The 22,377-nt window shown below is 59.8% G+C and carries 14 protein-coding genes; 7 read left to right on the forward strand and 7 right to left on the reverse strand.

Annotation, left to right across the window (positions count from 1 at the left end):
• Positions 1 to 3: 3 nt before the first annotated feature.
• The gene (locus PSH79_RS09220; protein ID WP_305442277.1) at positions 4 to 1,026 is read left to right on the forward strand and encodes a quinone-dependent dihydroorotate dehydrogenase; all 1,023 of its coding nucleotides are present in this window, start codon (positions 4 to 6) and stop codon (positions 1,024 to 1,026) included.
• Between the two features lie 275 nt (positions 1,027 to 1,301).
• On the opposite strand, the gene rmf is transcribed toward PSH79_RS09220, so the two are convergent.
• On the reverse strand, positions 1,302 to 1,517 hold the full coding sequence (gene rmf, locus PSH79_RS09225; RefSeq protein ID WP_003223300.1) for a ribosome modulation factor: 216 nt from the start codon (positions 1,515 to 1,517) through the stop codon (positions 1,302 to 1,304).
• Positions 1,518 to 2,047: 530 nt separating this feature from the next.
• Here rmf and rlmKL point away from each other — a divergent pair.
• Together rlmKL and PSH79_RS09235 are read left to right on the forward strand one after the other, a co-directional pair.
• Positions 2,048 to 4,318, forward strand: coding sequence for a bifunctional 23S rRNA (guanine(2069)-N(7))-methyltransferase RlmK/23S rRNA (guanine(2445)-N(2))-methyltransferase RlmL (rlmKL, locus tag PSH79_RS09230; RefSeq protein ID WP_305442278.1), 2,271 nt, complete (start codon positions 2,048 to 2,050; stop codon positions 4,316 to 4,318).
• A gap of 145 nt (positions 4,319 to 4,463) precedes the next feature.
• Entirely contained in the window at positions 4,464 to 6,845 is a 2,382-nt protein-coding gene (locus tag PSH79_RS09235; RefSeq protein WP_305442279.1) for a GGDEF domain-containing protein, read from the forward strand.
• A 137-nt stretch (positions 6,846 to 6,982) separates the two neighbouring features.
• On the opposite strand, the gene dacB is transcribed toward PSH79_RS09235, so the two are convergent.
• Positions 6,983 to 8,443 (reverse strand): D-alanyl-D-alanine carboxypeptidase/D-alanyl-D-alanine-endopeptidase, encoded by a 1,461-nt coding sequence (dacB, locus tag PSH79_RS09240; protein ID WP_305442280.1) that lies wholly within the window; start codon positions 8,441 to 8,443, stop codon positions 6,983 to 6,985.
• A 234-nt stretch (positions 8,444 to 8,677) separates the two neighbouring features.
• Here dacB and PSH79_RS09245 point away from each other — a divergent pair, with 234 nt between their 5' ends.
• Complete coding sequence (locus PSH79_RS09245; protein WP_187680660.1) at positions 8,678 to 9,022, forward strand: YggL family protein; 345 nt, start codon at positions 8,678 to 8,680, stop codon at positions 9,020 to 9,022.
• Positions 9,023 to 9,158: 136 nt separating this feature from the next.
• On the opposite strand, the gene PSH79_RS09250 is transcribed toward PSH79_RS09245, so the two are convergent.
• Entirely contained in the window at positions 9,159 to 10,349 is a 1,191-nt protein-coding gene (locus tag PSH79_RS09250; protein WP_305442281.1) for a benzoate/H(+) symporter BenE family transporter, read from the reverse strand.
• A gap of 341 nt (positions 10,350 to 10,690) precedes the next feature.
• On the opposite strand from PSH79_RS09250, the gene PSH79_RS09255 reads away from it, so the two are divergent.
• Positions 10,691 to 11,455, forward strand: coding sequence for a GntR family transcriptional regulator (locus PSH79_RS09255; protein WP_007961054.1), 765 nt, complete (start codon positions 10,691 to 10,693; stop codon positions 11,453 to 11,455).
• 183 nt (positions 11,456 to 11,638) lie between these two features.
• On the opposite strand, the gene guaD is transcribed toward PSH79_RS09255, so the two are convergent.
• The 4 genes from guaD to xdhA all read right to left on the reverse strand — a co-directional run bounded on the left by guaD (position 11,639) and on the right by xdhA (position 17,803).
• The gene (guaD, locus tag PSH79_RS09260) at positions 11,639 to 12,943 is read right to left on the reverse strand and encodes a guanine deaminase (protein WP_305442282.1); all 1,305 of its coding nucleotides are present in this window, start codon (positions 12,941 to 12,943) and stop codon (positions 11,639 to 11,641) included.
• A gap of 13 nt (positions 12,944 to 12,956) precedes the next feature.
• The gene (gene xdhC / locus PSH79_RS09265) at positions 12,957 to 13,814 is read right to left on the reverse strand and encodes a xanthine dehydrogenase accessory protein XdhC (RefSeq protein WP_305442283.1); all 858 of its coding nucleotides are present in this window, start codon (positions 13,812 to 13,814) and stop codon (positions 12,957 to 12,959) included.
• 142 nt (positions 13,815 to 13,956) lie between these two features.
• The gene (xdhB, locus tag PSH79_RS09270; RefSeq protein ID WP_305442285.1) at positions 13,957 to 16,356 is read right to left on the reverse strand and encodes a xanthine dehydrogenase molybdopterin binding subunit; all 2,400 of its coding nucleotides are present in this window, start codon (positions 16,354 to 16,356) and stop codon (positions 13,957 to 13,959) included.
• Entirely contained in the window at positions 16,349 to 17,803 is a 1,455-nt protein-coding gene (gene xdhA / locus PSH79_RS09275; protein ID WP_305442286.1) for a xanthine dehydrogenase small subunit, read from the reverse strand. The genes xdhB and xdhA overlap by 8 nt, the downstream gene beginning before the upstream one ends.
• 290 nt (positions 17,804 to 18,093) lie before the next feature.
• Here xdhA and PSH79_RS09280 point away from each other — a divergent pair, with 290 nt between their 5' ends.
• Positions 18,094 to 18,753, forward strand: a complete 660-nt coding sequence (locus PSH79_RS09280) for a GntR family transcriptional regulator (RefSeq protein ID WP_187680666.1) — start codon at positions 18,094 to 18,096, stop codon at positions 18,751 to 18,753.
• 2 nt (positions 18,754 to 18,755) lie between these two features.
• The gene (gene smc / locus PSH79_RS09285) at positions 18,756 to 22,244 is read left to right on the forward strand and encodes a chromosome segregation protein SMC (RefSeq protein ID WP_305442288.1); all 3,489 of its coding nucleotides are present in this window, start codon (positions 18,756 to 18,758) and stop codon (positions 22,242 to 22,244) included.
• The last annotated feature ends 133 nt before the right edge of the window (positions 22,245 to 22,377 follow it).

Below are 22,377 nucleotides of genomic sequence, written 5' to 3' on the forward strand. Positions count from 1 at the left end.
CCCATGTATTCCCTGGCCCGTCAGCTGTTGTTCAAACTTTCCCCGGAAACCTCCCACGATCTGTCGCTGGATCTGATCGGCGCGGGTGGGCGTTTGGGCCTCAACGGCTTGCTGTGCAAGGCGCCGGCGAAGATGCCGGTGACAGTCATGGGCCTGGAGTTCCCGAACCCTGTCGGTCTGGCGGCCGGTCTGGACAAGAACGGCGCGGCCATCGACGGCTTCGCGCAACTGGGTTTCGGGTTTGTCGAAATCGGCACCGTGACCCCGCGTCCGCAGCCGGGCAACCCGAAACCACGCATCTTCCGTCTGCCGGAAGCCGAGGCGATCATCAACCGCATGGGGTTCAACAACCTCGGTGTCGATAACCTGCTGGCGCGGGTGGCAGCGGCGAAATACACAGGCGTGCTGGGCATCAACATCGGCAAGAACTTCGATACCCCGGTCGAGCGCGCGGTGGATGATTACCTGATCTGCCTGGACAAGGTCTACGCCCACGCCAGTTACATCACGGTCAACGTCAGCTCGCCGAATACCCCGGGCCTGCGCAGTCTGCAGTTCGGTGATTCGCTCAAGCAGTTGCTCGCGGACCTGGCCACGCGCCGCGCCGAACTGGCGCTGCGCCATGGCAAGCATGTGCCGCTGGCGATCAAGATCGCGCCGGACATGACCGACGAAGAAACCGCGCAGGTGGCGCTAGCGCTGATCGAAACCGGGATGGACGCGGTAATCGCGACGAACACCACCCTGAGCCGTGTTGGCGTTGAAGGCATGGAGCATGGCGACGAGGCGGGCGGTCTGTCCGGCGCGCCGGTGCGTGACAAGAGCACCCACACCGTGAAGGTGCTGGCGGCTGAACTGGGCGGGCGTTTGCCGATCATCGCCGCCGGTGGCATCACCGAGGGCAAGCATGCGGCCGAGAAGATCACGGCGGGTGCGAGTCTGGTGCAGATTTACTCGGGCTTCATCTATAAGGGTCCGGCGCTGATTCGCGAATCCGTCGACGCGATCGCCGCCCTGCGCAAATAACCCAGGCTGTCCCGGTCAATGTAGGAGCTGCCGAAGGCTGCGATCTTTTGATCTTGATTTTAATTTTAAAAAAACAGGATCAAAAGATCGCAGCCTTCGGCAGCTCCTACAGGGGTAGTCGGCAGATATTCAAAAGGTGGGCGTCAGTCGAATCAAGCAGGCATAAAAAAGGGCTCCTCGAAGGAGCCCCTGGGCCGAAGCCCGCCGTCCGGGAAGGACGTGCGTGGTTAATGCGTTGCAAATTCAGATTGTCGTGTCGGAATAAATGCCCTGTGTCAGCCGACGGCGTGAAGTTCGTTGAGTCTGTGGATTCCCGCAGTGCCGGTCATACCGTCCCAGTTGTCGCCGCGTCCTTCTCGCCAGCCGTTGATCCAGGCTTGACGTACCGACGGTAGAGTAAATGGGCAAAGCTCACGGGATTTGCCACCAACGCCATATTGATATCCGCGCAAAAATGCTCTTTCCAACGGATCACGCTTAAGTCTTCTCATAGGGTGTTTCCCTCACTTGTTGACTGTTTGTGTCGCGTTGACCTCAACCGAGGTCTGGCAGAAAAACTCTGCCGGGGGCGGCTCGCTGCCGGCGTGGCGAGCCAAGGTGTTGACGCCGTTGCGACGTCAACCTGCTGTCAGTTCTAACCAATGAGTCACACCGATGGAATGACCGTTTTGTCATAAGGACGTAACGAAAAGAGTGTTGCAGCGATAAGTAACTGCGTATTTATTGAATGTTTATTGGGCAAACCCCGGTATGATCGGCTCCGCGCCGGATGATGGGGTTAATCCTTTAGTGAGAATGACCCACGTTTGCGCTGGGGTATAAAGCGACGAAGGGTCGCTTTAAGACTTTTTGTTGCACCAACTTTTTTATCTGTCCTTGCATCTAAGCTCTTTTAACCCGAGCAGCGGGGATGGAACGGCACACCTTCGTGCCACGCGGGCGTTCTTTTAGAAAAGCGCCTGATTGAAAACCGGGTCGGCAATGCGTTGCCGATCCACTAGCCAAAGGCTCTGGAAATACCATGTCCGACAGTTTTGAACTCTTCCTCACTTGCCCCAAAGGCCTTGAAGGCCTGCTTATCGAGGAAGCCGTCGGGCTTGGCCTTGAAGAAGCCCGCGAGCACACGTCCGCGGTGCGTGGCATGGCCACCATGGAAACCGCCTATCGCCTGTGCCTTTGGTCGCGTTTGGCCAACCGCGTGCTGCTGGTGCTCAAGCGCTTTCCGATGAAGGACGCCGAAGACCTGTACCACGGCGTGCTTGATGTCGAGTGGCAGGATCACATGCTCAGCGATGGCACCCTGGCCGTCGAATTCAGCGGCCATGGCTCGGGCATCGACAACACTCACTTCGGTGCCTTGAAGGTCAAGGACGCCATCGTCGACAAGCTGCGCACACCGCAGGGTGACCGTCCGTCGATCGACAAACTCAATCCGGATCTGCGCATTCACCTGCGCCTGGATCGCGGCGAAGCGATTCTCTCCCTCGACCTCTCCGGCCACAGTCTGCACCAGCGCGGCTACCGCTTGCAGCAGGGCGCGGCGCCGCTGAAGGAAAACCTCGCGGCAGCCATCCTGATCCGTTCCGGCTGGCCGCGTATTGCGGCCGAAGGCGGCGCGCTGGCTGACCCGATGTGCGGTGTCGGTACGTTCCTCGTCGAAGCCGGCATGATCGCCGCCGACATGGCGCCGAACTTGCGTCGCGAACAGTGGGGCTTCACCGCGTGGCTCGGTCACGTGCCGGCGCTGTGGAAAAAGCTCCATGAAGAAGCCGCCCAGCGCGCCGCTGCCGGTCTGGCCAAGCCACCGCTGTGGATTCGCGGTTATGAAGCTGACCCACGACTGATTCAACCGGGCCGCAACAACGTTGAGCGCGCCGGTCTGAGTGAGTGGATCAAGATCTACCAGGGTGAGGTCGCGACATTTGAGCCGCGTCCGGACCAGAACCAGAAAGGTCTGGTGATCTGCAACCCGCCGTACGGTGAGCGTCTGGGTGACGAAGCCAGCCTGCTTTATCTCTACCAGAACCTTGGCGAACGCCTGCGCCAGGCCTGCCTGAACTGGGAAGCGGCGGTGTTCACCGGCGCGCCGGATCTGGGCAAGCGCATGGGCATCCGCAGCCACAAACAGTATTCGTTCTGGAACGGCGCGCTGCCGTGCAAGCTGCTGTTGATCAAAGTGCTGCCGGATCAGTTCGTCACCGGCGAGCGTCGTACTCCGGAGCAGCGTCAGGCTGAGCGCGAGCAAGCCGCATACGATCAAACCCCGGACGAGCCGCAAGAGCGCAAGTTCAACAAGAACGGCAATCCGATCAAACCGACGCCAGCCCCGGCGCCAGTGATCGAGCAGCCGCGCTTGAGTGAAGGCGGGCAGATGTTTGCCAACCGACTGCAAAAGAACCTTAAGGCGATGGGTAAGTGGGTCAAGCGCGAAGGCATTGATTGCTACCGCGTCTACGATGCCGACATGCCGGAATACGCCATGGCCATCGACCTGTACCACGACTGGGTGCACGTCCAGGAATACGCCGCGCCGAAGTCCATTGATCCGGAAAAAGCCTCGGCACGCATGTTCGATGCACTGGCGGCGATTCCGCAGGCGCTGAACGTCGACAAGAGCCGTGTGGTGGTCAAACGCCGCGAGCGCCAGAGCGGCACCAAGCAGTACGAGCGTCAGGCTGCGCAGGGCAAGTTCAATGAAGTCAGCGAGGGCGGCGTCAAGCTGTTGGTCAACCTCACCGACTACCTCGACACGGGCCTGTTCCTCGATCACCGGCCGATGCGCCTGCGCATTCAGAAAGAGGCGGCCGGCAAGCGCTTCCTCAATCTGTATTGCTACACCGCGACCGCCAGTGTGCACGCGGCCAAGGGCGGCGCGCGCAGCACCACCAGCGTCGACCTGTCGAAAACCTACCTCGACTGGGCGCGTCGCAACCTGTCGCTGAACGGTTTCTCCGACAAGAACCGTCTCGAGCAGGGCGACGTGATGGCGTGGCTGGAGAGTTGCCGCGAAGAGTACGACCTGATCTTCATCGATCCGCCGACCTTCTCCAACTCCAAGCGCATGGAAGGCATCTTCGACGTGCAGCGTGACCAGGTTCAGTTGATCGACTTGGCTATGGCCCGCCTGGCGCCAGGTGGCGTGTTGTACTTCTCCAACAACTTCCGCAAGTTCCAGTTGGAAGAAAACCTCGCCGAGCGTTACGCGGTCGAGGAAATCAGCGCGCAGACCATTGATCCGGATTTTGCCCGTAATACCAAGATCCACCGCGCCTGGAAAATCACGGCTCGTTGACACTCGGAAATATTGGATCCACAGAGCCTTGATTTTTAAAGGCTCTTGGACTCTCTCCGAGCTAGCCAAATTAGTGGCTAATAGCTATAACTCAACTCACGGCCAAAGGGGTTTTCCCGGAACACTGGCGTAGTGAGTTGCCCTTATGTCGTTGCACCCCGTGCGCCCGAAGATACTGGGTTTTATCAGCGAAGAAGTTTCGGCCTGGCTGCTCGCGATGCTGGTATTGCTCGTCGGCGGGATTCTCACGGGGTTGCTCGCCTGGGGCACCCTCAATCAGTTTCAGCAACAATTGCGTCAGCGCTTTCAATTGCTGGCCAACGAACGCTACAGTCGCATCGAAGAGCGCTTTCAGGACCAGGAACAGCGTCTGGACGGCTTGCGCCGCTTCTTCGCCAACTCCGAATCGGTGTCTCGCGCCGAATTCGACGGCTACACCCAACCTCTATTGCTGCGCACCCAGGCCTATTCGTTCGCACTCAGGGTCAGCGCTGCCGAACGCGCGGCATTCGAGCAGCGAGTGCGTGAGGAAGGGCTAAGCACCTTTACCATTCGTGAACTCAATGCGCAGGGCGAACTGCAACTGGCCGCCGACCGTGATGAATACGTGCCGGTGCTGTACAGCCAGACGCAAAGTCGTCTGGGCTCGCCGCTGGGTTATGACTTGCTGGCGCAACCGCTTCGCCGCGACACACTGCAACGCGCCGACAAGCTGGGCAGTCTGGCGGTGTCGCAACCCATGCATCTAGTCAGTATCGAAGCGTCTTATGCGCGTGGCGTGCTGCTGGTCGCGCCGGTGACGCATGGTGGCAAAAAAAAGCCCTTCGGTTACGTGATGGCGGTGATCAGCATGCGCCAGTTGCTGGCAGATGGTTTACCGGAAGCGTTTCATGACTACCTTTCGGTGCGCATCCTAGACTTGTCAACCAATGACCAACATGAAGTGCTGTTCGAGTCGATCAATGAGCCGGCCCCCAGTGATTTGTCGGCGACGCGACTGGTGCGCATGGCCGATCACGACTATCAGGTCGATATCCTGCCGAGCGATGCCTTTATGCAGGCGAACCACTCGTCAGTCAGCAGCGTAGTCATTCTGGGTGGTTTGCTCAGTTTGCTGCTCAGCGCGCTGCTCTATGTCCTGGTCAGCCAGCGCCAACGTGCCTTGCGTCTGGTCGAGCTCCGCACACAGGAGCTGCACGAGCGCGAACAGGAGCTGCGCGGCACTCACGGTCAATTACGCGGGGTACTGAATGCCGCCACGCAAGTCGCAATCATTGCTACCGATTTGCGCGGCGTGATCAACACCTTCAATCCCGGCGCGGAACAGTTGCTCGGTTACAAAAGCGCCGATGTTGTTGGTCATATGACCCTTGAAAACCTGCACTTGCCACGCGAGCTGACGGCGCGTTCTGCGGAGTTGAGCGCGCGTTACGGCAAGAGCATTCCGACCTGCCAGGCGATGCTGGTCGAGGGCGGTGAAGTCGGCGGTCATGAGGCGCGCGAATGGACGCTGGTGCGCAGCGATGGCAGTCATCTGCCGGTGAACATGCTCGCCACCCCGGTCATTGACGAGCAGGGGCTGTGGGTCGGGCATCTGGCAATCTGTATAGACATCACCGAACGCAAGCGTGTGCATGAGGCGCTGGCAGCGCGGGACGTGTTGTTAAAGAAGCTCAGCGCCCACGTGCCGGGCGGCATCTATCAATGCAAAATGGAGTTCGGCGGGCGTTTCAGCGTGATCTATGCCAGCGATGGTATTCGCGATATTTACGAGCTGGAGCCGGACGTGCTGTTGCTCGACGCCGAGGCGATCTTTTCTCGCATCCACCCGCAGGACATTACCCGTGTGCGCACGTCAATCCGTACTTCGGCGGATAACCTCAGCCCGTGGCGCGAGGAATATCGCGTGCAGTTGCCCGAGCGAGGTCTGCGCTGGGTGCGCGGCGAGGCGACGCCGGAAGAGCTGCCCGGTGGCGGTGTGCTGTGGCACGGCTACATCTCGGACATTTCCGACTTGAAGCGGGTCGAGGAGGAGCTTCGCGCGCTATCGATAACCGACTCGCTGACCGGCATTCACAACCGTCGCTATTTCCAGGAGCGCTTGACCACCGAAATGGCTCGGGTCGAGCGCGGCGGTGGCGAACTGTCGGTGATCATGCTCGACATCGACCATTTCAAAAGGATCAACGATCATTACGGCCATGCTGTCGGCGACCGAGTGTTGCAGGCGGTGTGCGAGCGTATTGGCCATCGGCTGCGGCGCACCGACGTGTTCTGCCGATTGGGTGGCGAAGAGTTCATGGTGTTGTGCCCGGACATCGACGGCGAACACGCACACATGCTGGCGCAGGAATTGTGGCAAGGGCTACGCAGCGCGCCGGTGGATGTGGTCGGCGTGGTCACCGCGAGTTTTGGCATCGCCAGTTGGCGACCGGGGGAGGGCGCGGATTCACTGCTGTTGCGGGCGGATTCGGGCGTGTACGCGGCGAAGCAGCGCGGGCGCGATCGGGTCGAACAGATGATCTGACATTCAATACACCGCAAACCCTGTGGGAGCTGGCTTGCCAGCGATCGCGTCATTACAGTCAGCATATTCAGTGACTGACATTCCGCAATCGCTGGCAAGCCAGCTCCCACAAGTTTTTGTGGTGTTTTCTGACTGCGTTACAGGACCGAAGCGGTCTGCGGCAGTTTCGGCTGCTTGTACAGATCCAGCAGCACCTGATCCAGCACCGACGACGCACCAAACGGTGCCTTGTCGTTGAGGATCGCCACCACCGCCCAGGTATTGCCATTCACGTCACGGCTGAAGCCGGCAATCGCTCGCACGGTGTTCAGGGTGCCGGTCTTGACGTGGGCTTCACCGCGCATCGCAGTGGTCTTCAGGCGTTTGCGCATGGTGCCGTCGGTGCCGGCGATCGGTAGCGAGCTGATGTATTCGGCGGCGTACGGGCTGTGCCACGCGGCTTGCAGCATGCCCGCCATCTCACGGGCGCTGACGCGTTCTGCGCGGGACAGGCCGGAGCCGTTCTCCATCACCAGATGCGGCGCGGTAATGCCTTTCTTCGCCAGCCACTGACGCACCACGCGTTGCGCAGCCTTGGCGTCGTCACCGTCGGCGTCGTTGCGGAAGCGCTGGCCGAGGCTCAGGAACAGTTGCTGGGCCATGGTGTTGTTACTGTATTTGTTGATGTCGCGGATGATTTCCGCAAGATCCGGCGAGAAGGCGCGGGCCAGCAGTTTGGCGTTGCTCGGAGTCGAGGCCAGACGATCCTTGCCCTGAATGCTGCCACCCAGTTCTTTCCAGATCGCGCGAACGGCGCCAGCGGTGTAGGTCGCGTGGTCGAGCAATGATAGGTAAGTCTGCGAGCTGCAGCCTTCGCCCAACTGGCCGGCGACGGTCACGGTCACGCTGCCGTCAGCCTGTGGTACCGGGTTGTAGCGCACGCCGCCGGTGCATTGCTTGGAATTGAGAGCCTTGACGGTATTTTCGATGCGGATGCTGGCAATCGGCGGTTCCACTGAGATCAGTACCCGTCCACCGTCATTGCGCGCCACAAAGCGCAGGGCCTTGAGGTTGACCAGCAGCGAGTCCGGTTTGACCAGGAACGGCTTGTTCTCGTCATTGCCGTCATCGTTGAATTCCGGCAGTTGCGGCTGCACGAAGAAGTTGCGGTCCAGCACCAGATCACCGGTGATCTGTGTCACGCCGTTGGCGCGCAGGTCGCGCATCAGCAGCCAGAGTTTTTCCATGTTGAGCTTCGGATCGCCGCCACCCTTGAGGTAGAGGTTGCCGTTGAGGATGCCGCCGCTCAGATCGCCGTCGGTGTAGAACTCGGTTTTCCACTGGTGGTTGGGGCCGAGCATTTCCAGCGCAGCGTAGGTGGTGACCAGTTTCATGGTCGAGGCCGGGTTGACCGACACGTCAGCGTTGTACACGGTCGCCGTGCCTGGGCCGTCGAGCGGTACCATCACCAGCGACAGGGCAGAAGGCTGCAGCTTGCTGGCCTTGAGAGCTTTTTCGACGTTGGGGGTGAGGGCAGTATTGATGGTGGCAGCAGAAACCGGCAGGGCCAGAGGAAGAAGGAGGCTGGCCAGCAACAGAGGACGCAACGATTTGATCATATGAAATAAAACCCTGCAGAAGAGGGGAAAAAAGGCGAGGACATGGATGAAAAAGCCCTCAGTGGTCATGAAAGTGTCGGCATTATGCCCCAAGGTATAACCACTTGTGCCGTCGGCGGGTGGGCTAATCGGTGATTTTTTTACAGACGGTCGGCCGCAGCGTCCACAGAGGCGGGCAATTGACGTCTTAAACTGGTAAAGTGCCGGCCGTTATTACTTAAGAGGATTGTTCCAATGGCGACTAACCGTTCCCAGCGTCTGCGCAAAAAACTGTGCGTTGATGAATTTCAAGAGCTGGGTTTCGAACTGAACCTGGACTTCAAAGAAGACTTGTCCGAAGAAGCCATTGACGCTTTCCTCGAAGCATTCATCAAAGAAGCCATGGAAGCCAACGGTCTGGGCTACGTCGGCGGCGACGACTTCGGTCTGGTTTGCCTGCAGAAGCGTGGCTCGGTCAACGAAGAGCAGCGCGCTGCTGTTGAAGCCTGGCTGAAAAACCGCACTGAGCTGACCGGTATGACCGTCAGCCCGCTGCTGGACGTTTGGTATCCGGAAAAGCCGATCAACGCGGCTAAGTGATACTAAAAAAAACGGCGACCTGAGGGTCGCCGTTTTTTTTCGTGGATCAAAAGATCACAGCTCCTACAGGATTTACACATAGCCCGTGTAGGAGCTGCCGAAGGCTGCGATCTTTTGATCTTTTGATCTTTTGATCTTACGCTTTACGCCAATTCAAAATCACCATCGTCAAAACCCCCGCAACAATCCCCCAAAACGCCGAACCAATGGAAAACAGCGTCAGCCCCGACGCCGTCACCATAAACGTGATCAGCGCCGCTTCACGCTCCTTCACCTCAGTCATGGCAATGCTCAAGCCGTTGATGATCGAGCCAAACAGCGCCAGCGCGGCGATCGACAGCACCAGTTCCTTCGGCAGCGCGGCGAACAGCGCCGCCAATGTGGCGCCGAACACCCCGGCAATACCGTAGAAAATCCCGCACCACACCGCTGCGGTGTAGCGTTTGTTGCGATCTTCATGGGCGTGCGGGCCGGTGCAGATCGCCGCACTGATGGCCGCGAGGTTGATACCATGTGAGCCGAACGGCGCCAGCAACAACGAGGCGATGCCCGTGGTGGTGATCAGCGGCGAGGCCGGAACGTTATAGCCGTCTGCGCGCAAGACGGCGATGCCTGGCATGTTCTGCGAAGTCATCGCCACGACGAACAGCGGGATGCCGATGCTGATGGTCGCCGCCAGCGAGAATTGCGGCGTGGTCCATACCGGTGTCGCCACTTCCAGATGAAAACCGCTGAAATCCAGCAGGCCCATGAAGCCCGACAACGCGGTGCCGATCAGCAGTGCGGCGAGCACGGCATAGCGGGGCGACAGGCGTTTGACCAATAAATAGGTGAAGAACATGCCCAACACCAGGCCGGTGCGGTGTTGCGCGGCGACGAAGATTTCGCTGCCGATCTTGAACAGAATCCCCGCCAGCAAGGCTGCCGCCAGTGAGGCCGGGATCTTCTTCATCAGCCGTTCGAAACTACCGGTCAGCCCGCAGATCGTCACCAGCACCGCGCAGGTAATGTAGGCGCCGATGGCTTCGCCATAGCTCACGCCGCCAAGACTGGTGATCAACAACGCCGCGCCGGGTGTCGACCAGGCAATGGTGATCGGCGTGCGATAGCGCAGCGACAGGCCGATCGAGCACACCGCCATGCCAATCGAGATCGCCCAGATCCACGAGGAAATCTGCCCGCTGGTCAGGCCCGCCGCTTGCCCGGCCTGAAACATCAGCACCAGCGAACTGGTGTAGCCGGTCATCATCGCAATAAAACCGGCGACGATGGCCGAGGGCGAGGTGTCGGAGAAGGGGCGCAGTTGCGTGTGCGTGGCGTCGTTCATGACGGCGGTGTTCCTTATATCAATGACATTATTTCCCTGTAGGAGCTGCCGCAGGCTGCGATCTTTTGATCTTGCTTCTACAAAACAACATCAAAAGATCGCAGCCTTCGGCAGCTCCTACATGAGCAGATCGCGTTTGGGCGGCGGATTCTGCGATCAAGCCTAAACTCAATCGTAACGGACCGTTGCAATACAGCCGTGGTCACAAACAGCCATACAGTCGTGTTGCCACCATCCATTGTGTACAATCGCGCTGTTTTTTACGCGATACTTGCCAGCGACCTACTGTGCCGTATTACAGTCACGGTCTATTCGCCGCAGTTCTCCCGACTCGAGTGCCCATGAACGAACAGTTGCAACCCCTCAAGAAACAACCGCGAGCAGGCAAAGCCGGCCGCAGCGGAACCCAGGACGATATTGTCTACGCGCATATCTTCGAGGCCATCCTCGAACAGCGTCTGGCGCCCGGCACAAAATTGAGCGAAGAAGCGTTGGGGGAAATCTTTGGGGTCAGCCGCACCATCATTCGCCGCGCGCTGTCGCGTCTGGCCCATGAAGGCGTTGTGTTATTGCGGCCGAACCGTGGCGCTGTGGTTGCCAGCCCGAGCGTTGAAGAAGCCCGCCAGGTGTTCATGGCCCGCCGTCTGGTCGAGCGCGCGATCACTGAGCTGGCTGTGCAACATGCCACCGCCGAACAGATTGCCGAACTGCGCCAGATGGTCAACGATGAGCGCGACAGCTTCTCGCGCGGCGATCGTGGCGCCGGTATTCGTTTGTCGGGTGAGTTCCACCTGAAACTCGCCGAAGCGGCGAAGAACGCCCCGCTGATCAGCTTCCAGCGCAGCCTGGTCTCGCAGACGTCGCTGATCATCGCCCAGTATGAAAGCGGCAACCGTTCGCATTGCTCTTACGACGAACACACCCAGTTGATCGACGCCATCGAAGCGCGCAACGGTGAGCTGGCAGTGGACCTGATGATGCATCACATGGATCACATCGACAGCAAGCTCAACCTCGACGAGGAAAGCGCGTCGGATGACCTGCATGCGGTGTTCTCGCATTTGTTGCAGACCAAGAAGCCCGGGCGTCCAGCGGCCAAGCTCTGAGCTGGCACCGAGTCGACCCCAATCGCTGGCAAGCCAGCTCCCACAGGTTTCTCGGTGTATCGCAGATTTGGTGAACCCCACAAAACCCTGTGGGAGCTGGCTTGCCAGCGATAGCAATCTGACAGGCAATAAAAATCCCCCGGACTGAAAAGTACCGGGGGATTTTTTTGTGCCTGTGAAACCTCAGCGCTGATGCACCAACGCACCCGCCGCATACGTCTGCTGCACCGTGCGGTCATCGCCCAGCGTCATCAACACAAACAACGTCTCGGCAATGTTGTTGGCCTGCTTCAGGCGATAGCTCAGCAACGGCGTGGCGTTGTAATCCAGTACCAGGAAGTCAGCATCGCTGCCCGGGTGCAGGTTGCCGATCTTGTCTTCCAGACGCAGCGCCCGCGCGCCACCCAGCGTCGCCAGGTACAGCGACTTGAACGGACTCAAGCGCGCACCTTGCAACTGCATCACTTTGTAAGCTTCGTTCAGGGTTTGCAGCAGCGAGAAACTGGTGCCGCCACCGACGTCAGTGCCGAGGCCGACGTTCAATTTATGCTTTTCGGCCATCGGCAGATTGAACAAACCGCTGCCAAGGAAGAAGTTCGACGTCGGGCAGAATGAAATCGCCGAGCCGGTTTCCGCCAGACGCGCGCACTCGTCATCGCACAGGTGTACGCCGTGGGCGAATACCGAGCGCTCGCCGAGCAGCTTGTAGTGATCGTAAACGTCCAGGTAACCCTTGCGCTCCGGGAACAGTTCCTTGACCCATTCGATTTCCTTGAGGTTCTCGCTGATGTGGGTCTGCATGTACAGATCCGGGTATTCGGTCAGTAGTTGGCCGGCGAGTGTCAGTTGTTCCGGGGTGCTGGTCGGTGCGAAACGTGGAGTGACCGCGTAGTGCAGACGACCCTTGCCGTGCCAGCGCTCGATCAGCGCCTTGCTCTCGACGTAGCTCGATTCGGCGGTGTCGGTCAGATAGTCCGGGGCGTTGCGGTCCATCATCACCTTGCCGGCGATCATCCGCAGATCGAGCTTCTCGGCCGCTTCGAAGAACGAGTTCACCGATTGCGGGTGCACGCTGCCGAACACCAGCGCGGTGGTGGTGCCGTTGCGCAGCAATTCCTTGATGAAAATGTCCGCTACGTCATCGGCGTGGGTCTTATCGCCAAACTGGCTTTCGCACGGGAAGGTGTAGGTGTTGAGCCAGTCGAGCAGTTGTTCGCCGTAGGCACCGACCATGCCGGTTTGCGGCAAGTGGATATGGGTGTCGATGAAGCCCGGGGTGATCAGCGCGTCCTGGTAGTGCTCGATTTCGATGTCCGCCGGCAGAGTCGGCAACAGTTCGCTGGCGTGGCCGAGGGCGCTGATCTTGCCGCCATCGACCACCAGCAGGCCGTCCTCGAAATATTCGTAGGAGGCTTCGATCCCGACTTCGGCGGGGTCGGCAATGCTGTGCAGGATGGCGGCGCGGTAGGCTTTGCGAGTCAGAGGCATGAGGGTTCTCTAATCAATTTGAGGCTTTGAGTTTGGTGGCTTCACTGCGGCGCGAAACAGGCAGCAGTTTGGCAATCGGTTCGGCGCTGGCGGTGTGCTGGCCGAAATTGGCGTTATAGGTGGCGATGATTTCACCGGCGATGGAGATGGCGATTTCCACAGGCAGTTTGCCTTTGACTTCGCTGATGCCCATCGGGCAGCGCATGCGTTGCACGACGCTGGCGTCGAAACCACGGTCACGCAAACGGTGTTCGAACTTGGCGCGTTTGGTCTTCGAGCCGATCAGGCCGAACCAGGTGAAGTCGTTGCGCTTGAGGATCGCGGCGGTCAGCTCCAGATCAAGCTGATGGTTGTGGGTCATGACGATGCAGTAGCTGCCGGCGGGCAGGTCATCGATCTCATCCACAGGCTCTTCGGCGACGATTTTACGCACGCCGTGGGGGATCTGTTCGGGGAATTCTTCTTCCCGCGAATCGATCCAGCGCACCCGGCAGGGCAGGCTGGCGAGCAGCGGCACCAGGGCGCGGCCAACGTGACCGGCGCCGAACACGGCTATTTGCGCCTGCACCTGGCCCATCGGTTCGAACAGCAACACGGTGGCGCCGCCACAGCACTGGCCGAGGCTGGCACCGAGGCTGAAGCGCTCCAGATGGGTGTCCTGCTTGCCGCTGGCGAGCATGTCGCGGGCGATCTGCATGGCTTTGTATTCCAGATGCCCGCCACCGATGGTGTCGAAAATCTGTCTGGCGCTGACGACCATTTTCGAGCCGGCGTTGCGTGGCGTCGAGCCGAGTTCTTCGATGATCGTCACCAGGACACAGGGGTCGCCCTGGTTCTGCAGGTCGGCGAGGGCGTCGATCCAGTTGTACATATTCACCTCGACATCTTTGTTGTCTGTTCGGGCCTCATCGCTGGCAAGCCAGCTCCCACAGGATTTGCGGTGTAACGCCTATCGGTTAAACACCACAAAACCCTGTGGGAGCTGGCTTGCCAGCGATGGCCGCGCCTCGGTCTTAAAGCGAAGCCAGCTCGGTTTCAGCTTCGACGGCCTTCACCGCTTTGAGCTGACGCATCTGCTCACAGCCCCACAACACCCGCTCCGGCGTCGCCGGCGCGTCGATTTTCGGTTGATGCTGATAGTCGCCGAGGCTCGCCACGGCGTCCTTGATCGCACACCACGCGGCAATCCCGAGCATGAACGGTGGCTCACCGACAGCCTTGGAATGGAACACCGTGTCCTCCGGATTCTTGCGGTTTTCCACCAGCTTCACCCGCAGGTCCAGCGGCATGTCCGCCACGGCCGGGATCTTGTAGCTGGCCGGGCCGTTGGTCATCAGCTTGCCTTTGTTGTTCCAGACCAGTTCTTCCATGGTCAGCCAGCCCATGCCCTGAACGAAACCGCCCTCAACCTGACCGATGTCGATGGACGGATTCAGCGAGGCGCCGACGTCATGAAGAATGTCGGTGCGCAGCATCTTGTACTCGCCGGTCAGGGTGTCGACGATCACTTCGCAGCACGCTGCGCCAAAGGCGAAGTAGTAGAACGGCCGACCACGGGCCTGGCTGCGGTCGTAGTAGATTTTCGGAGTCTTGTAGAACCCGGTGCTCGACAGCGAAACCTGATTGAAATACGCCTGCTGGATCAGCGCTTCGAAGGTCAGAATGTGGTCGCGAACGCGCACATGGCCGTTGTGGAATTCAACGTCTTCTTCAGTGACTTTGAAGTGGCGTGCAGCGAATTCGACCAGACGCTTCTTGATGATTTCCGCCGCGTTCTGCGCCGCTTTACCGTTCAAGTCTGCACCGCTGGACGCTGCCGTCGGCGAGGTGTTCGGCACCTTGTCGGTATTGGTCGCGGTGATCTGCACGCGGTCGATTTCGACCTGAAACACTTCGGCCACAACCTGCGCGACCTTGGTGTTGAGGCCCTGGCCCATCTCCGTGCCGCCATGGTTCAGGTGGATGCTGCCGTCGGTGTAGATGTGGATCAGTGCACCGGCCTGGTTCAAGAAGCTGGCGGTGAAGGAAATACCAAATTTCACCGGGGTCAGCGCCAGGCCTTTTTTCAGGATCGGGCTGTTGGCGTTGTAGCGGCGGATTGCTTCGCGGCGCTCGTGATACTGGCTGCTTTCTTCCAGCTCGGCGGTCATTTCTTCGAGCATGTTGTGCTCGACGGTCTGGTAGTAATGGGTGACGTTGCGCTCGGTCTTGCCGTAGTAGTTGGCTTTGCGCACGGCGAGTGGATCGAGGTTGAGATGACGGGCAATTGCGTCCATCACTTCTTCGATCGCGACCATCCCTTGCGGCCCACCGAAGCCGCGGTACGCGGTGTTCGAGGCGGTGTTGGTCTTGCAGCGGTGACCGTTGATGGTCGCGTCGCCCAGGTAGTACGAGTTGTCCGAGTGGAACATCGCCCGGTCAACGATCGAGGCGGACAAGTCCGGCGAGCAGCCGCAGTTGCCGGCCAGGTCCATGTTGATCCCGTGCAGGCGCCCGGTGCTGTCGAAACCGACGTCGTACTCGACATAGAACGGGTGACGCTTGCCGGTCATCAGCATGTCTTCGACGCGCGGCAGGCGCATCTTGGTCGGCTGACCGGTGAGGTGCGCGACCACCGCGCACAGGCACGCCGGGCTCGCGGCCTGAGTTTCCTTGCCACCGAATCCACCGCCCATGCGGCGCATGTCGACGACGATCTTGTTCATCGAAACGTCGAGCACTTCGGCGACCAGTTTCTGCACTTCGGTCGGGTTTTGCGTGGAGCAGTAAACGATCATGCCGCCGTCTTCGGTTGGCATCACCGAGGAGATCTGCGTCTCCAGATAGAAGTGTTCCTGACCGCCAATGTGCAGCGTGCCTTGAATGCGGTGTTCAGCGGTCGCCAGTGCGGAGACAGAGTCGCCGCGCTGGTGGGTGTGGCTGTCGAGCACGAAGTGGCGTTTGCGCAGGGCTTCAACCACGTCGAGTACAGGCTCGAGATCTTCGTATTCGATGATCGCGGCCATCGCCGCTTTGCGTGCGGTTTCCAGATCCTTTGCTGCGACTGCCAGCACCGGTTGACCGACGAATTGCACGTCGTCGATGGCCAGCAGCGGATCGCCCGGCATCAATGGGCCAATGTCTTTCAGGCCCGGCACGTCTTCGTGGGTGATGACAATGCGCACGCCTTCGAAGGCGTAGCAGGGCTTGGTGTCGATGCTGATGATTTTCGCGTGGGCGCGGTCCGACATGCGCGCATACAGGTGCAACTGGTTCGGAAACTCCAGCCGGTCATCGATGTACTGCGCTTCACCGGACACATGCTTGGCGGCGCTGTCGTGCTTGACGCTGCGACCGACACCGGTGGTCAGGTCCTTGGCAAACAGCTCGGCCAGTTCAGCTTGGGTCTTCTCTACGGCGTGATGGTTAGACATAAGCGGTCACCCGAGTCTCGATGTGCGGTGTTTGCAGTTCGATGAAGTATTTGCGCAGCAGGTTCTGCGCGCTGAGCAGGCGATATTCCTTGCTGGCGCGGAAGTCCGAGAGCGGCGTGAAGTCTTCGGCCAGTGCGGCGCAAGCGCGTTCGACCACGGCGTTATTGAACGGCTGGCCGAGCAGCACGGCTTCGCAATGGGCGGCACGTTTAGGAATCGCCGCCATCCCGCCGAAAGCGACACGGGCATCGCTGATCACACCGTTTTCGATGCGCAGGTTGAACGCGGCGCAGACGGCGGAGATGTCGTCATCCAGGCGTTTCGAGACTTTATAGGCGCGGAATAACTGCTCGGCGCTGGCACGCGGGACGATGATTTTCTCGATGAACTCGCTTTCCTGACGCGCGGTGACGCGGTAATCGATGAAGTAATCCTCAAGGTTCAACGTGCGTCGGGTTTCACCCTTGCACAGCACGATTTGTGCGCCGAGTGCGATCAGCAGCGGTGGCGAGTCACCGATCGGCGAGGCGTTGCCGATGTTGCCGCCGAGGGTGCCCTGGTTGCGGATTTGCAGGGAGGCGAAGCGGTGCAGCAATTCGCCGAAGTCCGGGTACTCGGCATTCAGTGCTTCGTAGCAGTCGGAGAGGGCGGTGGCAGCGCCGATTTCGATGCGGTCGTCGAAGCTGTCGATGCGCTTCATTTCCGCGACGTTGCCGACGTAAATCATCACCGGCAAGGTGCGGTGGAACTGGGTGACTTCCAATGCCAGATCGGTGCCGCCGGCCAGCAGGCGGGCTTGTGGATAAGCGTCGTAGAGATCGGCCAGATCGGCGACGGTCAGCGGCACCAGGCAGCGCTTGTCGCCGCTGTTGAGTTCGCCGATATCGGTCGGGGCAATGGCCTTGAGGCGGGCGATGGTGTCGGCTTCGCGGGCGTCGAACTGATCCGGCTGTTTGCCGCAGCAGGATTGTTCGGCAGCGGCCAGAATCGGTCGGTAGCCGGTGCAGCGGCAGAGGTTGCCGGCCAGCGCTTCGTGGGCCTTGGCATGATCCGGTGCATCGCTGTTCTTTTGCAGGGCGAACAGTGACATGACGAAACCGGGGGTGCAGAAACCGCACTGCGAGCCGTGGCACTCGACCATGGCTTTCTGCACGCTGTGCAGTTCGCCTTTGTGTTTGAGGTCTTCGACGCTGATCAGTTGTTTGCCGTGCATCGACGAAACAAAGGTCAGGCACGAGTTGAGGCTGCGATAGCGAATGTGTTCGCGACCCTCGTCATCCGTTTGCAACTCGCCGACCACCACGGTGCAGGCGCCGCAGTCACCGCTGGCGCAACCTTCTTTGGTGCCGGATTTGCCCACGTGTTCGCGCAGGTAATTGAGCACAGTCAGATTCGGGTCCAGGGCGTGCTCGCTACGGAGTTCCTGGTTAAGTAAAAACTGGATCACGGAAGGCCTCGCAGACTCATTATTGTTGTTAACCGACTTGAGCCGAATTTAGCAGCTCTGACTTTTCGGTCAATGGTTTTCTGACTTAAAGGTCAAGAAAATGCATTTCGTCGGTCAACAACGTGTCTATTCAGTATTGACCCTCAATGAGTCACCTGGTTTTTTGTTTGTTTTTCTATAGAAAGTTGCGGGAATCGTGCCAAAAACCGCTGAGTGGGCACTCCGCCATGACCTTGCATTTGCGCTACACTGCGCCGCTTGTGCAGATCGATAGAGTTTGAAGGACAACCATGACGTTCAAGGCGCCGGACAGCCTCGCCGAGCAAATTGCTCACCACCTCGCCGAACGCATCATTCGTGGCGAAATGAAGCCGGGAGAGCGCATTCAGGAACAGAAGGTCACGCTGGCATTGAATGTCAGCCGCGGATCGGTCCGCGAAGCCTTGCTGATCCTCGAGCGCCGCCACCTGATCGCGATCCTGCCGCGCCGTGGCGCGCACGTCACCGAGCTGACGGCGCACAAGGTGCAGAGCCTGTGCACGCTGATGAGCGAGCTGTACATCCTGCTCGGCAACTCGGTGGCCAACGGCTGGCAAGTCCAGTCCGACATGGCTCCGTTCGTGCAGATCCAGCAGCGCCTCACCGCCAGCTACGAGCGTCAGGACATCCGCGCGTTTGTCGACGACAGCTTCGCCGTGATGCGCGCCGCCTATCCGTTCGCCAACAATCCGTACCTGCAAGAAACCGTCGAGAACCTCCAGCCGGCCATGAGCCGCGCGTACTTCCTCGCCCTCGAACAGCGCAAGGCCGAGATGAGCGAATTCCTCGAACTGTTCGAACGCTTGCTGGCCGCTGTACTTGCCCGTGATTTGCCGCAGATCCGCATCGTGCTGACGGCTTACGCCCAGCGCAGCTGCGATCTGGTGGTGTCTGCCCTGACGGTCGCCTAAGCGTGCGGCTCAAGTGCATCAAGCTGGCGGGATTCAAATCCTTCGTCGACCCGACCACGGTGAACTTCCCCAGTAACATGGCGGCGGTCGTCGGGCCGAACGGTTGCGGCAAGTCGAACATCATCGACGCCGTACGCTGGGTGATGGGCGAGAGTTCGGCGAAGAACCTGCGTGGCGAGTCGATGACCGACGTCATCTTCAACGGCTCGACCAGTCGCAAACCGGTGAGTCAGGCGAGCATCGAACTGGTGTTCGACAACTCCGACGGCACGCTGTTGGGCGAGTACGCGGCTTACGCGGAAATTTCCATTCGCCGCAAAGTCACCCGTGACAGCCAGACCACTTATTACCTCAACGGCACCAAATGCCGTCGTCGTGACATCACCGACATCTTCCTCGGCACCGGCCTCGGCCCGCGCAGCTACTCGATCATCGAGCAGGGGATGATCTCCAAGCTGATCGAGTCAAAGCCCGAAGACCTGCGCAACTTCATCGAAGAAGCGGCGGGCATCTCCAAGTACAAAGAGCGCCGCCGCGAGACGGAAAACCGTATCCGCCGCACTCATGAAAACCTCGCCCGACTGACCGACTTGCGCGACGAGCTTGAGCGTCAACTCGAACGCTTGCACCGTCAGGCCGAGGCGGCGAAGAAGTACCAGGAATTCAAAGCCGAAGAGCGTCAGCTCAAGGCGCAACTGTCGGCGCTGCGCTGGCAGGATCTGAACGATCAGGTCGGCCAGCGCGAGTCGATCATCGGCACCCAGGAAGTCAGTTTCGAAGCGCTGGTCGCTGAGCAGCGTAATGCTGACGCTGCCATCGAACGCTTGCGCGACGGTCACCATGACCTGTCCGAACGCTTCAATCTGGTGCAAGGGCGCTTCTATTCGGTTGGCGGCGACATCGCCCGGGTCGAGCAGAGCATCCAGCACGGTCAGCAACGTTTGCGTCAGTTGCAGGACGACTTGAAAGAAGCCGAACGCGCGCGTCTGGAAACCGAATCGCACCTGGGGCATGACCGCACGCTGCTGCTGACCCTCGGCGAAGAACTGGACATGCTCACCCCTGAGCAGGAAGTCACCAGCGCCGCTGCCGAAGAAGCCGCCGCTGCGCTGGAAGATTCCGAAAGCGTCATGCACGGTTGGCAGGAGCAGTGGGACGCCTTCAACCTGACCGCCGCCGAACCACGCCGCCAGGCCGAAGTGCAGCAGTCGCGCATCCAGCAGCTGGAAACCAGCATGGAGCGTCTGGCCGATCGGCAGAAACGCCTCGGCGAAGAACGCGCGCTGCTCTCGGCCGATCCGGAAGATGCGGCGATCATGGAACTCAACGAGCAGCTCGCCGAGTCCGAAGCGACCCTTGAAGATTTGCAGACCAGCGAAGAGGCTCAGGTCGAAAAACTCGAACAGCTGCGCCAGGAGTTGCAGCAAGCGTTGACCGCGCAGCAACAGGCGCAGGGCGATTTGCAGCGCCTCAACGGTCGCCTCGCATCGCTTGAAGCCTTGCAACAAGCCGCGCTCGATCCGGGCACCGGCACTGCTGAATGGCTGAAGGAACACAACCTTGCCGAACGTCCGCGTCTGGCCGAAGGCCTGAAGGTGGAATCGGGTTGGGAGCTGGCGGTGGAAACCGTGCTCGGCGCCGATCTGCAAGCGGTGCTGGTGGATGATTTCAGCGGTTTCGATTTGTCCGGTTTCACCCAGGGCGATTTGCGCCTGCTCAGCCCCGGCACCGACGGCGTGCGCGTGGCGGGCAGCTTGCTGGACAAGGTCGAGGCGCAGATCGATCTGTCGCCATGGCTCGGTCAGGTCAAACCGGTCGACAGTCTGGAGCAGGCGCTGGCCTTGCGCGGTCAGTTGAGCGCCGGCCAAAGCCTGATCAGTCGCGACGGTTACTGGGTCGGCCGGCATTTCCTGCGGGTGCGCCGCGCCAGTGAAGCGGAGAGTGGCATGCTCGCCCGTGGTCAGGAAATCGAGGCGTTGCATCTTGAGCGTGAAGAGCGTGAAGCCACGGTCGACGCCATGGAAACCCGTTTGCAAACCCTGCGCGCGCAACAGCGTCAGCAGGAAAACGGCCGCGAACATTTGCGTCGTTTGCTGCAAGACGAAGCCCGTCAGCAAGGCGAGTTGAAAGCGCAGTTATCCGCCGGCAAGGCCAAGGCCGAACAACTGACGTTGCGTCGTACTCGCCTTGATGAGGAGCTGGTCGAACTCGGCGAACAACGCGCGCTGGAGCACGAACACATCGGCGAAGCGCGCATGCAATTGCAGGAAGCCCTCGACGCCATGGCGCTGGACACCGAACAGCGCGAGTTGCTGCTGGCCCAGCGTGACAGCCTGCGCGAACGCCTCGACCGCGTTCGTCAGGAGGCGCGACAGCACAAAGATCACGCGCATCAATTAGCCGTGCGTCTCGGCTCGTTGCGCGCTCAGCACGACTCCACGCGCCAGGCGTTGGAGCGTCTGGAAATGCAGTCCGAACGTCTGACTGAAAAGCGCGAACAGTTGAGTCTGAATCTGGAGGAGGGCGAGGCACCGCTGGAAGAGCTGCGCCTTAAACTCGAAGAGCTGCTCGACAAGCGCATGACCGTCGACGAAGAACTCAAGACCGCGCAGATTGCTTTGGAAGACGCCGACCGCGAACTGCGCGACGCGGAAAAACGCCGGACTCAGGCCGAGCAGCAATCGCAACTGATCCGTGGTCAGCTCGAACAGCAACGCATGGAATGGCAAGCCCTGACCGTGCGCCGCAAGGCTTTGCAGGATCAACTGCTGGAAGACGGCTACGATCTCAACGGCGTGCTCGCAACATTGACGGCGCAAGCCAGTGAACGCGAAGCCGAAGAAGAACTCGAACGGATCAATGCGCGGATTCAGCGCCTGGGTGCGATCAACCTCGCGGCCATCGACGAATACACGCAACAATCCGAGCGTAAGCGTTATCTGGATGCTCAGGACGCCGATCTGGTGGAAGCACTGGAGACGCTGGAAAACGTCATCCGCAAGATCGACAAGGAAACCCGTAACCGTTTCAAAGATACCTTTGATCAGATCAATGGCGGTTTACAGGCACTTTTTCCAAAAGTTTTCGGTGGTGGACGGGCGTATTTGGAACTGACGGGCGAAGATCTACTCGATACAGGGGTAACGATCATGGCGCAGCCGCCAGGAAAGAAGAACAGCACCATCCATTTGCTCTCCGGCGGGGAAAAAGCCCTGACCGCACTGGCACTGGTTTTTGCGATCTTCAAATTGAATCCGGCGCCGTTCTGCATGCTCGATGAAGTTGACGCACCACTGGATGACGCTAACGTTGGACGCTACGCACGATTGGTCAAAGAGATGTCGCAGACCGTGCAGTTCATCTATATCACCCACAACAAGATCGCCATGGAAATGGCCGAGCAGTTGATGGGCGTAACGATGCATGAGCCGGGTTGTTCGCGACTGGTAGCCGTGGATGTCGAGGAGGCGATGGCGATGGTGGACGCCTGAGTCAGCGTCGTGTCGGAAAGGTATTAGGGGTTTGTAGGACTTTTTTACTGGCTTCGACTTGCTGGCCAATCGACATATTCGCGCAAGCCAATGAGACAGACGGTGTAAAGTTGTCTTTGGTCGTGCTAGTTTA

It is taken from the genome of Pseudomonas sp. FP2196 (assembly GCF_030687715.1).
Lineage (GTDB): Bacteria > Pseudomonadota > Gammaproteobacteria > Pseudomonadales > Pseudomonadaceae > Aquipseudomonas.